The organism is Fibrobacter sp. UWT2 (assembly GCF_900142545.1).
Taxonomy (GTDB): Bacteria; Fibrobacterota; Fibrobacteria; order Fibrobacterales; family Fibrobacteraceae; genus Fibrobacter.
This window is the reverse complement of record NZ_FRBF01000001.1, coordinates 1-13,026: the sequence shown is the minus strand read 5'-3', so window position 1 is coordinate 13,026 and position 13,026 is coordinate 1. Positions and strand designations below refer to the sequence as shown.

Annotated in this window: 8 protein-coding genes; 5 read left to right on the top strand and 3 right to left on the bottom strand. The window is 52.6% G+C overall.

From position 1 onward, the window contains the following. Positions 1-64 precede the first annotated feature (64 nt). Genes BUA40_RS00045 through BUA40_RS00035 form a run of 3 tightly spaced genes read right to left on the bottom strand, consistent with a single transcriptional unit; the run spans position 65 to position 2,180 of the window. Entirely contained in the window at positions 65-1,414 is a 1,350-nt protein-coding gene (locus tag BUA40_RS00045) for a hemolysin family protein (RefSeq protein ID WP_072797043.1), read from the bottom strand. After that, the gene (ybeY, locus tag BUA40_RS00040; protein WP_072797041.1) at positions 1,414-1,896 is read right to left on the bottom strand and encodes an rRNA maturation RNase YbeY; all 483 of its coding nucleotides are present in this window, start codon (positions 1,894-1,896) and stop codon (positions 1,414-1,416) included. Before ybeY ends, BUA40_RS00045 begins: the two co-directional genes overlap by 1 nt. After that, on the bottom strand, positions 1,896-2,180 hold the full coding sequence (locus BUA40_RS00035) for a hypothetical protein (protein ID WP_072797039.1): 285 nt from the start codon (positions 2,178-2,180) through the stop codon (positions 1,896-1,898). Before BUA40_RS00035 ends, ybeY begins: the two co-directional genes overlap by 1 nt. A 147-nt stretch (positions 2,181-2,327) precedes the next feature. Between BUA40_RS00035 and BUA40_RS00030 the strand changes: the two genes are divergently transcribed. The 5 genes from BUA40_RS00030 (at position 2,328) to pheT (ending at position 12,754) form a co-directional block, all read left to right on the top strand. Further along, complete coding sequence (locus BUA40_RS00030; RefSeq protein WP_072797037.1) at positions 2,328-4,223, top strand: FecR domain-containing protein; 1,896 nt, start codon at positions 2,328-2,330, stop codon at positions 4,221-4,223. A 2-nt stretch (positions 4,224-4,225) separates the two neighbouring features. Then, positions 4,226-7,378: a right-handed parallel beta-helix repeat-containing protein gene (locus BUA40_RS00020; RefSeq protein WP_083585199.1), complete on the top strand. Its 3,153-nt coding sequence runs from the start codon at positions 4,226-4,228 to the stop codon at positions 7,376-7,378. A gap of 103 nt (positions 7,379-7,481) precedes the next feature. Further along, complete coding sequence (locus BUA40_RS00015; RefSeq protein ID WP_072797036.1) at positions 7,482-9,083, top strand: NAD(P)/FAD-dependent oxidoreductase; 1,602 nt, start codon at positions 7,482-7,484, stop codon at positions 9,081-9,083. A 60-nt stretch (positions 9,084-9,143) separates the two neighbouring features. Next, a complete protein-coding gene (locus BUA40_RS00010; RefSeq protein WP_072797034.1) occupies positions 9,144-10,211 on the top strand; it encodes an RluA family pseudouridine synthase in 1,068 nt (355 codons plus the stop codon). 107 nt (positions 10,212-10,318) lie between these two features. Further along, a complete protein-coding gene (pheT, locus tag BUA40_RS00005) occupies positions 10,319-12,754 on the top strand; it encodes a phenylalanine--tRNA ligase subunit beta (protein ID WP_072797031.1) in 2,436 nt (811 codons plus the stop codon). Positions 12,755-13,026: the final 272 nt, after the last annotated feature.

The window sequence follows — 13,026 nt, the reverse complement described above, 5'->3', positions numbered from 1 at the left end:
ACAGGTTCGCCTTTTTGTTATAAATGATGCCAATGCCGGATTAAGTCCGGCATGACAAAATGGGTTACACCACCTTAAAAGCCTGTGTACGCGGCACGGCCTTGATGTTCTTGGTCTTGCCCTTGCCGGGCTGAATCATGAGCACCTTTTCCATACGGGTGCCATCCATTTTGAGCACGCGGAAGGTGTAGCCCTTGATGGTGACTTCGGCACCAGGAGACGGAATAATGCCGAGCGTAGCCTGAATCAGGCCCGAAAGCGTTTCCACATGGGAATTTTCGGGGGCTTCAAGTTCCACGCCAAGCTTGTATTCCAAATCGGAAAGCGTCATGATCGGGTCGAGAATGAAACGACCGTCCTTGAGGCGCTGCACGTCTTCATCTTCGTCCACGTCATCTTCGTCCTTGATTTCGCCCACGATTTCTTCGAGAATGTCTTCGAGCGTAACAAGACCTGCGGTTCCGCCATATTCATCGACCACGATAGCGAGCTGGTTACCCGTCTTGCGCAGTTCGGTGAGCATGTCGTCAATCTTCTTGTGGTAAGGCACGAATACCGGCGGCATCACGAGCTTCATGATATCAAACGGTTCGTCACGGTGTTCGGTGTACCATTCCAAAAAGTCGCGATTCGAAAGGATACCCACGATGTTATCGACGGTTTCCTTGTACACCGGCAAACGGGAATGACGTTCCGTATTCAACACCTTTACCAGTTCTTCGAGCGGAGTGCCGACTTCGACCGCGCACATATCCACACGAGGCGTCATGATTTCACGCACCGGAGTTTCCACGAAATCGAAGATATTCAAAATCATCTGGCGTTCTTCTTGTTCCAGGCCTTCGGCGTCAGGATCCGCCTCGTCCGAAAGGTCGGCCTGCGCCTGCACGGCGTCGCGGCGTTCTTCAGGCAAGAAGCTGAGCTTGGAGTCGTAGCCCAAGCCCTTCAGAATCTTGACGAACAGCAAGTGACAAATCTTTGCCGGCAGTGCAAACGGGAGGCGAATGAACTTGAACAGCGGAATCAGCACCACAGCAAAAGTGTCCGGCTTCAAGTTTCCGAGCAGGTTCGCCAAGAACACTGTAATGGTGTAAATGCCGATGCATGCGACCACCAGATAAGCGGCAAAAGCCAGGAACCAGTAATCTTGCACCCAGTTCCAAGGAATCATCTGGAACAGATAAAAGCCCAAAACGCCCGCACCCACGTTACAAAAGATGCGGCCGATCGAAATCGTTTCGTTAAAGCCCGGCAGTTCCACCAACGAGGCAACCACCTCTTCGCGACCTTCGCGGTCACGGGCATCGCGCTTGGCGTAAATGCCACTGAAAGCCGCCTTGATCAGCGAAAACGAGAACGAAACGAATACAAAAATGATAAGGAACGCTATGGCCCAACTTTCAGGATTTTCCATCAGTCTTTCTCCTTGTAGGGGTCCAGACCCAGGAACTCACATTCACGAGCACGCATTACCTTGCGGTCAGCAGCCTTGATATGGTCGTAGCCGGAAAGGTGCAAAAGTCCATGGACGATCACACGCTTGAGTTCGGCATAGAAGGTATTGCCATATTCAGGAGCTTGGCGACGTACCTGCTCACGGGCGATGTAGATTTCGCCGAGCATCGCTTCGTCTTCGGGGATTTCAACGCCCAGTTCGTTCTTCCATTCAAAGGAAAGAACGTCCGTCACCTTGTCAAGACCGCGGTAGTCGCGGTTCATGACACGAACGAACTCGTCGGTGCAGAGCACGATATTCACGTCTTTTTCCTTGCCTTCTTCGGCAAGGAGCTTGCGAGCCATCTTTTCAAACTTGTCCTTATACGGAAAAGCCTCGATGTCCCCCTCGCAAAGGAACTCGATATTATACTTCTTCTTTCGACTAGCAGGGTCTGGCATTAAATGTTATACCACTTCTTGAGGACGTCAATGATAGCTTCGGCCTGAGCCTTGCCCGTGATCTTGAACTTGCCCTGGGGCTTGAAATTGCCCGCCATCTTGCGGTAGCGGCGCAACGACACCTTGGGTTCCGTAAATTCACCGGACTTCGGGTCACGTTCCTGGTAAAAGAACATCACGGTCGGCCATGCACCCTTCGAAAGGATTTCCTTGCCGATTTCCTTGATGACTTCTTCACCGGTATCTTCATCGCTATAGGCAACGGTCAGTTCTTCAACTTCCATATTTAGTCCTGTAGTTATAGGTTTTGACCTTCTTCCAAAAAACTTTGAAAAAAGTCACAGTTTTGTTACCCCGAGTATACATTTCTGCTCGGGACTGTAAAAAAATACATATATTTACGAACGAATGTAACTATAAAGCGAGGCTTTATGTCCTTTTCACGTTTTTTTAAGCTACAAACCGCCCTTTTGGCCATATTTGTAGGGGCGTCTTTCGCCGCAAAATCGCAAACGGGTAAAGTTCACTATGCCGTAGGCGAAGTTTTCGTGCACCGTGGTGGCTCCGAAATGGTCATCAAGAGCAATGATCCCGACAAGAATAAGCTCAAAAAAGCAAAAAGTGTCAAGGAACGTGACGACATCATCACCCAGCAGGAATCCGAAGTAACAATCGGGCTTCCGGACGGAAGTTCCTTCAACGTTCAGGAAAACACCGTTGTTTCCATTACCAAGCTCTCCTTTGAAGACGGCGAAAACAACTTCGTCACCGAAGTCAAGAGGGGAAGCATGAAGTTCGACGTGCAAAAGCAGGCGAACGGCAAGAGCAAATTCAAATTCAAGACTGGAACCGCAACCGCAGCAATCCGCGGTACTGACGGCTTCGTCGGAACATCGAAAAGTTGCTCCGTGGCATCCCTCTCAACAGGAAGCCTTGAGTTTGCCGACAACGACAACGAACAAGCAACCCGTTCCATCTCGGGTGGCCAGACTATTATTTACTGCAAAAAGGATTTCCTCGTGATGGACCTGAAATCTTCGGGTAATCAGGATCTTTTCAAGGCCATCGATTCCGTTTTGACAGACACCACCTTATCGGCAGACGCTATCCGCAAGGCTACCGAAGAAGCAGACAAGAAGATTTCCGAAAAGCAGAACGCCCTGAAGGCCAAAATTCAGTGTAATGTCACTCCCCTCCCCGATGTGGTTCATTCCGCAGAACAGACCATTGTCGCCACCTGTACCGAAGGCACCCATATCCGTATCTTTGACGAACCAGTTCTTTCTGACGGTAGCGAAATCCAGTTGGTAGTCAAGTGGGCGGCCAGCACGGTCGGTCCCAAGAAATTCCCGTTAACCTGTTTCTACGGCAATGATTCCACCAACACCATTCAGTGCGGCTTGGTGACAACCTATTACGCAGGCAACCAAGAAGGAGATGAATCGAGCAGACCTGTTCCCCTGACAATCACCTCAAATACGCCCGTCGAAGTCTGCGACCCCGCCATGGCAACCATTGAAGGCGTATTCGATCCTTCGGACAGTAACGCCACCCTCACCGTCAAGCTCGGCAAATACACTTCGAATAACCTGGTACCCCTGAGCGCAAACGGAAAATTCTCCCATTCCATTTCTGTATCCGACAAGGCCGGCAACTGGAACGAGAATGCAATCGTCATAAACTATGAATCCGAAAACGGCGACCAATCGGCAACGGTTCCTCTCAAGGTGAACAAGAGTTGCAAGACAGTCAATCTGTTGCCGCCGACCTTGGCCATGACCGCCAACAAGTGCAAGGTATGGTTGGAACTTGGTCAAACCACTGGGGACAGGGCCATTTACACCCTTTCTGTTGATGGGCAGCCCCAAAAGAACGTCTACATCGATAGCGACCGCCAGTTTAACGACAAGCTCTCCCGTGGAACCCACAACTACACCTTCCACGTAGAGGACTTGGCTGGCAACCATGTCGAAATCAACAAGAAACTTGAATGCTACCCGCCCATCAGGAACGCAAAGATTGTCATTGACGGTGGCGATGGTCTGGAACACGTGCCCGTGCCGCCCCCGCCGCCCAAAGGCGTCAACAGCAAGATTCACAGACAGCTGAGTTTCACTATTGCGGGTCTTCCGCAGAACGATCCGGACTATATCAGGGAAATCAAGATTGCCTATCTGGGCAAGACTATTATTATCCGCGGTTCGGATATGCTTTCTAACAGAATCGACCAGCAGATTGAACTAAAACGCGGAACAACCATCGTCAAAATCACGGTCAAGCTGAAGAGCGGCGAAATTCTTACGCAAACTAAGCCATACAAGGTCTAATAATGAAAAACATTTCTCTTTTTTCGATTATCGCCCTGACCACCGCACTGGCTTACGCCCAAGAACCAGCAGCCCCAGTTCAAGGCACACCGATTAACGGTTCCGTTCGTGGTTTTATCAAGGCAGAGCAGTCTCCCTACCTGGTAACGGAAGACCTTACCGTCGAAGACGGCCAAGTGCTGGTGATTGTCCCCGGCGTCAAGTTGCAGTTTGCCCCGGGCACTGGTCTCTACGTCAAAGGCCAGTTGGTCGTAGCCGGCGAGGCAGAATTTGTTTCTGCATCGGCCACGCCTCAAAACGGCGACTGGAAAGGCATCTTCCTTTCGGGTTCGGAATCTTCTGAAATCCGGAACGCCACCATTAGTGGAGCTGCCAACGGTATCGTAGCAGAAAACACCTCCGTCAGCATTCTTTCTAGCAAAATCGAAAAGACTTCTGGCCGCGGCGTCTATGCCAAGAATTCCAAGGTATCCATTAGCGGAAGCCAATTCGAAAAGAACGACGGTGCTGCAGTCCATATCGACAGCTACAGTGACGCCACGATTAGTGACGTGAAGTTTGACGGCAACAAGGTCGCCTTGTACAATTCGGAACTCGCCATCACCAACGTAGCATCGTCGAATTTCCAGAACAACACCTACGCTATTTTGGACATGGGCAACAGCTACTTGTCTCTTGACAACTCTACCGTTAGCAAAAACAAGGTGGGTGCTAGCGCAGGCGACGTTCTCGACAAGAACGTGATTGAAAGCATTGGCGAAAACGAAACCAACTTCAACAAGGACTTTAGCGGTGTCGCCCAGACATTGCCTACAAATCCCGAAATTCCGGGCATTGAAAGCCGCCCTGTAGACGCCAATGACAACATTGGCGCTCTGCTTGCAAAAAAAGCTGAAGACGAAGAAAAGGCTGATTCTACTCAGAAGTCCTGGAACGTCATTGGTAGCGTCATGTTCGGCAACCATTACCACCATGTGTTGATGCGCAAGAACGACAGGGAATCCCCCGTCGAGATTTCCGGCGACACGATCCAGCCTGGCGACCATTACAAGAATACGTTCCAGGTTCCCGGTTTTGGAACTGAAGCAAGCATTTACTTGTTGATGCAGTCTCCCGACGGAAAGTCCATTGAACTTAGCGCCGATTACACCGGAGACAAATGGAATCAGTTCTCGCCGAATCCGGTAACGTTGACTTACACTGACAACTACAACCAGCTGATCTTAGGCGACTTTACCAGGATCGGTGGCGAAACCTATATGGCGGGATTGCCCATTTTCGGTGCAAGCTACACCCTTTCGCTCCTGAAGAACAACGTGAACCAGCCCCTGCTGGAACTGAACGGATTCTTTGGTGAAAACCGCAAGCCTTACCAGATCGGCGACCGTCACCCCGACATTTACAAGAACTACATCGAAGACGGCGAAGCTCAGGCACAGCGCCTTGCCTACGGCGGATCCATCAAGTGGGCTCCGCTCCGCCGCTTTGACGCTACCTTCGGCGCCATTTATGCCGACGATGAAATTCACGACCCGCTCCTGCGCGATGGCGGAAGCAGGGCTTCTATTACAAGCGAACCCTTGCAGAAGTCCTTTACCTTGTACGCCGATGGAAACTGGCTGTTCTACCCCGGCGACATCGAATTGAACGGACAAATTGCCGTCGGCCGCGCCGATACCGCAGACGTCTACAGGGAACGTGCCATTAACGAAGTCTTCACCAAAGCGGGGCTGAATACCGCTTCTATGGGCAAGCTTCGCCAGCTCATGGTCAGCGAAAGCAGAATCAATTCCCTTTCGGCTGAAGAACTGGACGAAATCTTTGGCGGCAACACCACCCTGAACCGCAGCGAAATGCGTGATTCCTTGCGTACCTTGGTTCGTGAAGCCAAGCAGCTCAAGAAGGATTACGAAAGCGACCGCGACGACGACCGCGTTATGGGCCTCAACTGGGGCAGCCAGAATTTCGCCATCGGAGCCTCGCTTTACTGGAACATTTACAAGACAACAATTTCTGGCCACTTGAAGTATATTGGCGAAGACTTCTACAGTGCCGGTTCTGCAGACCAGCTGGCAAATACTCGTGAATTCGGCGGCGAAATCGAGCAGATTATTACAAACTTCTGGACACTGAACTTCGGTTACTTACTCAATATCGAAAACGCCGCCAACGGCGAAATGACCAACATCTTCGGTCTTGGAGAAGGAACCCACTGGGGTCTCTTTAACGACGAAGATTCTCCGTGGTTCGAAGAACATGAACTGGATTACGGCAGAACCAAGTACATTCAGAACTGGACTTTGAACAACAGCTTTAAAATTGGCAAGCACGTAGATGTCAACGTCGGATACAACCTGGAATACCGTACGCAATACCGTCCCTACCAGCTCCACGGAGACTACATCCTGGAAGACGGAATCTATAGGGATGGTTGGTTTGCCGCACGCAAGGACAAGGCTACGACCGAAATTATCGATGACTACAAAGACACAACGTTAGTCGATTCCGCTCGTTGGGCTGAATATAACAGCTTGTCCTCAGAAGATTATCTCGCCTCCAAGTTCCAAGAAAGAATCTACAAGAACACCTGGAACCTGGGTCTTTCTGTTCAAGCATTTAAAACCGTATTCAAGGCTGCCGGCCGCTGGACGCTCCGTACCGATGATTCCAAATTCTACAAGGACGACAATATCAAGGATATGGACCTTTCCAATGCCACTTGGGCCAAACTGGGTTACTACTTTGGCGGCGCCAACTACTTTGAACAGGCCTACCCGCTGTCTGCGACAACGACTCTGAAGCAGGTGCAAAACCAATTCGGTTTCATTCCGCGATTCAAGAACTACAAGCGCAACGACATGACCGAACGCGAATTCACCATCAACGACAATCTTGAAATATCCTTCTTGAAAAGGTTCCTGATTTTGGGTCTTTCGGGCGAATTCCGTCACATGGACATTGAATGGGAAGACAACGGCACCGACGTTGACGAATCCGAAACCGATGTTCTGGGCAGCGTAAGCCTTCGCGTAAACCACACCAAGCGTTTAAGCACAGAATGGTACACCGGAGCAGCCTTCTTCTATCGTCCAGACAATATCAGCGACGAATACAAGGATGTTTACGGCGGCATTCGCGTAAATTACGTATTCTAACGCGCCTTTGGCGCAGTAAACAGTTAGCAGTAGGCAGTAGACAGAGCTTTAGTAGAGAGTCGCTTTTACAGGAAGCGGCTCTTTATTTTTTAAATTTGGAATAATGTTCACCTACCGTTACAGAGAACTAAGCGTTGCGCTTGCCAAGAAAGGCAAGTACCGCGAGGCTTTGGCCAAGGAACTCCGCCTGCACCCCGAAGAAATCTTCAATTTGCAGGTAGAGCGTTTTTCGTTGGATAGCCGTCGCAAAGGAGACCCTAAGTGGTCTTACAACGTTATTTTTGACTTGAAGCGCGAAGTCCGCGCCATCGGAAATCACGCCAAGGGACTTGTAGCGGCTACGCGTGACAAAGAAACTCTTGAAAGCGACCCGCAGAAAAACAGCGTCGCGATGCCCGGCCATGCGGATGTGATTGGCGCAGGTCCGAGTGGACTTTGGGCGGCATTGCATTTGCTGCGGAAAGGTTTTGCAGTCGATTTGTACGAACAAGGCAAATGCGTGGAAGAACGCTTCCGCGATATTCGCCGATTCTTTGTCGACCGGAATTTTAACGCCTACAGTAACGTGCTTTTTGGCGAAGGCGGTGCGGGGGCCTTTAGCGATGGAAAGCTCAATACCCGCACCCGGAACCTGTTCGTGGAACAGGTTCTACACGACATGGTCGACTTTGGAGTCGACGAGTCTGTCGTGACCTTCGCCAAGCCGCATATCGGCACGGACCGTTTGGTTTTATTGCTGCGAGAACTGCGCGCCGAAATTGCAAAGCTTGGCGGCAAGATTCACTTTAGCACCGCACTTGAAGACATCGAAATTAAAGATGGCCGCATTGCGGCGATCCAGCTGCGAGACGTTTCAACGCCCAATTCTCAGGCAAATTGGCAACCCTGCGAAGCCTTGGTGCTCGCCGTCGGGCATTCTGCCCGGAGCATTTACGAAATGCTCCACGCCCGTGGCGTCGCACTCGAAAGTAAGGCTTTTGCCATGGGCGTGCGCGTCGAGCACCCGCAAGCGCTTATCAACATGCGCCAACTCGGCTTGAATGTAGATACCAAGCTCACGGGTTCCGCCGAATATTTCCTCGCCACCCCGACACTGAACAAATCAAGCAGCGCCTACAGTTTCTGCATGTGTCCGGGTGGCGTTCTGGTGCCCTGCGCCTCGGAACCTGGGACCCTTGCCACCAACGGTATGAGTTACAGCCGTCGCAACGGTCCCTTTGCCAATGGCGCCATCGCCGTGCCCATTGCCGCAAGCGACAAGCTCTTCGGCGGGCTTGAATTCCAGCGCAAAATCGAAAGCGACGCCTACGCGGTCGGCGGCAAAAGCTATGCCGCTCCGGCCCAAACCATCAAGGCGTTCCTCGCCCACCGCGAAGACAAATCGCTCCCAAAATCCACCTACCCCTGCGGACTTGTACAAAGCAATCTGTGGGACTGGATGGACAAAACCATTTGCAAAAGCCTCGCCGAAGGATTCCAGAATTTTGACAAGAAGATTCCCGGATTCATCGAAGAAGGCCTGATCGTCGCCCCCGAAACCCGCACCAGCAGCCCACTGCGCATGAGTCGCAATAACGAGACGCTTGAAAGCGTGAATACCAAAGGCCTGTTTGTGCTCGGCGAAGGTGCCGGATATTCCGGCGGTATCGTCACCAGCGCTGCCGACGGCGTACGACTCGCCCATTATGCAAGAAAGGAACAATAAAATTCCTAACCCCTGTTTACTAACCACTGTCTACTTCTAACTTCCTACCGACTACTGCCTATGATTACCCGAGTCATTGACCGCAATTTTGCCAACATGCGCCTCGATCGTTTTTTGCGCAAGGCATTCCCCGACGAATCGCTGTCGGTCTTTTTCGCCGTCATCCGCAAGAAGAAAGTCCGCGTGAATGGCGTCGTGGGTAAAGCAAATCAAATGTTGCAGGAAGGCGACACCGTCTGCATTTACGAGAACTTTAAAAGCGTCGATGCGGATTCCCAAGGCGCCACCAACGTCATCCAATTCCCCGCAAGCCAAAGCGAAGAAGCAAAATCTAACACCGGTTTTGCAAAAGCAAAATCCACCTGGGGCAAGGCAACCTCGCCGTCGGAAAAGCAAAGCGGCTGGGGTGCAAGCGAACTCGACATTGTGATTCAAACCGAAGACTACGTAGTCATCAACAAGCCCTCGGGACTTGCAAGCCAACCCGGTTCGGGAACCAAACCCGGTGAGAGCCTTGTAGAATACTTGTGGGAATGGGGACGCCGCGAAGGGCTTGACTTCAAACCCACCATCGCCCACCGCCTTGACCAGGAAACTTCGGGCATGATTATTGCGGCCCTCCACGGCGACACCCTCCGTGAACTCACGCGCATGATCCGCGAACACGAAGTCGACAAATTCTACTTCGCCCTCGTCAAAGGGAACCTCAAAAAAGACAAAGGCACCATCAACGAAACACTCACCCGCACCGATGCCGCCAAGGGAAGTAAAATGAAGGTCGGCGAAACCGGCAAGGACGCCCAAAAGGCAGTCACCCACTACCGCGTCAAGCAGCATTACGAAGGCTACGACCTCGTAAAAATCAAGCTTGAAACAGGCCGCATGCACCAAATTCGCGCCCACTTCGCAAGCATCGGGCACCCGCTCCTCGGCGACACCCGCTATGGCGATTTCGCCCTCAACCGCGAAGTCAAAAAGCAGCTCGGACTACACCGCCTTTTCTTGCACAGTTGCCGCCTGGAATTCACCTGGCACGGCGATAAAATCGTACTCGATTGCCCGCTCCCTAAGGAACTGCAATCGGTGATAAACCAGCTAAAGCCCCTGCATCGCGGCTTTTCCCGGTAAAAGCCTAACCATATTTTCTACATTTACCTGCGAAAATTTAAGCAGGCACGTATTTTGCAGCGACCCCATAAAACCGCGGCATTATTCGTGTCATAAAGGATAATACGATGAAAGTTTCTTTGAATTGGCTCAGACGTCATGTGGATCTTCCGGAAAATGCGGAAGAAGTTGCAAAGGCATTGACCTCCATCGGCTTGGAAGTCGAAGGTACCGAAGAACCGGGCAAGGTTTATGAAAAGCTCGTTGTGGCAAAGGTTCTTACCTGCGAACCCCATCCGGATAGCGACCACTTGCACATTACGACCGTCAATAACGGCAAAGAAACCATCCAGGTTGTTTGCGGCGCCCCGAACGTGGCCGCCGGCCAGACCGTGGTGCTCGCCCCGATTGGTGCAGAACTTCCGCTCCCCGACGGCACCATGCTCAAGATGAAGAAGTCCAAGATTCGCGGCGTCGAAAGTTTCGGTATGATTTGCGCCGAAGACGAAATCGGCCTCAGCGACGACCACGCCGGTATCATGGTTCTCGATGACAGCATTCCTGCAGGCACCCCATTCGTGAGCCTCGGCCTCTACGACGTCTGCTTTGAACTGAACGTGACCCCGAACCGTCCGGACGCCCTCAGCCACCGTGGCGTGGCCCGCGAACTCGCCGCCAAGTTCGGCCGTCCGCTCAAGCCGCTCGCTTACGAACTCAAGGAAGATTCCGAAGCCGCTAGCTCTGCTATCAGCCTCGAAGTGGTTCCGGGTTGCGGTTGCTCCCGTTACGTGGGTCGCGTCATCAAGGACGTAAAGGTCGAAAAGTCTCCGGCTTGGCTCGCCAAGCTTTTGCATGCCGTGGGCATGAACAGCATCAACAACGTGGTCGACATCACGAACTTCATTCTGATGGACGTGGGCCAGCCGCTCCACAGTTTCGACATGGACCAGTTGCACGGCAACAAGATTAAGGTCCGCCGCGCCGCCAAGGGCGAAAAGATTGAAACCATCGACCACACCGCTCATGAACTTTTGGAAAGCGACCTCGTGATTTGCGATGGTGACCGTCCGGCTTGCGTAGCCGGCGTGATGGGCGGCGTTGAATCCGAAATTGTCGATGCCACCAAGAATGTGTTCCTCGAAAGCGCCTGGTTCAACCCGACCATCGTCCGCAAGCAGGCCAAGCGCCTCTGCATCTCGACGGATTCCAGCTACCGCTTCGAACGCGAAATTGACTTTACTACCCAAGACGAATACAGCCGCTACGCCTGCGCCATGATTCAGGAAGTCGCGGGTGGCCGCATTCTCAAGGGCTCCGTCGAATACACCGGCGACGACCACAAGAAGAATTTGAACGAAGTCACGCTCCGTACGGCACGCGCCGAAAAGGTCATCGGCATGAAGATTGCCGCAGCAGACATCGAAAAGTACCTCACGGGTATCGCCCTCGAAGTCGTGAAGAAGGATGCCGAATCTATCACCTTCAAGATTCCGGGCTACCGCCCCGACCTCGAACGCGAAGTCGACCTCATTGAAGAAGTCGCCCGCCTTATCGGTTTCGACAACATCCCGTACACGCTGCCGAGCTTCAAGATGCAGCCGAACGAACTTCCGCCGATTGAAGTCCTGAACCGTAAGATCCGCAAGACCTTGTCTGCAATGGGTCTGCACGAATGCTTGAGCCTCCGCTTTACGAGCAAGGCCCGCACCGAAGCTCTGTTCGGCGCCGAAAATGATGACCGCCGCAGCAAGCCCGCAGCGCTCCTCAACCCTCTTTCCGATGAACTCGGCGTGGTTCCGACCAGCCTCCTTCCGAACTTGCTCAAGAGCGTTGCCGAAAACGAAAAGAACCGCCCCGGTTCCGTTCGTCTGTTCGAAGTTGCCAAGGGCCAGTTCAAGCGCGACCGCAAGGATGTACGCGATCCGGGCTTCGACGAATCGAACTTGGTCGCCCTCACGATTGCAGGCTCCTTCGACGTGAACCCGCTCAACGACAAGCCCGCACAGATTGACTTTGCCGCCTTCAAGGGCCTGGTGCAGAGCTTCCTCAAGCGCGTGGGCCTCGTGGTAGAATTCCGCGTTCCGGCTAAGGCAGAACTCTTCCTGCACCCGGGCAAGCAAGTCGAAGTCCTCGCCGACGGCATGGTGCTCGGCACCATGGGTGAACTCCACCCGACCGCCATGGCCGCCTTCGATATCGGCTACACCACCTACGTGATGGAACTCGACATGGACAAGATGGAACACGCCACCCACAAGAAGATCGTGTTCGAACCGTTCAGCCGCCAGGTACCGTCTAGCCGCGACATTTCTATCGAAGTCGAAAAGACCATGACTCACGAGCAGATTCTTGCCCGCATCAAGGGTCTGAACCCGAAGAACCTCGCGAAGATTACGCTCAAGAGCATCTACGAAGGCGACAAGATCGAAGCCGGCAAGAAGAACATGGTCTACAGCCTCACCTACCAGGCCATGGACCGCACCCTTACCGACGACGAAGTCAACAAGGCACACAACAAGCTGCGTGACAAGCTCGTCGCAAACGGCGACATCGTGCTCCGCTAATCGCACTTCCTATCAAAAATTAAACCGCTGAGGCAATCACCTCGGCGGTTTCTTTTTATGGAAGGGGGAAGCCTCCCCCTGCGCTACAGCCCCGCCCCACCCCTCATTGTCATGCCCGCCTCCGAGCGGGCATCTCCTTTGCCCGCCCTAACCGGGTCTTCCGCGCACCCCTTCGCCTGAACCGACCCCAAAAAGTTGGACAGGTTAAAGTTAGGATAAAATTGAGTTATGGGTCCGGTATTGAACCGGGCTCATTCCGTTTAAACGCAGTT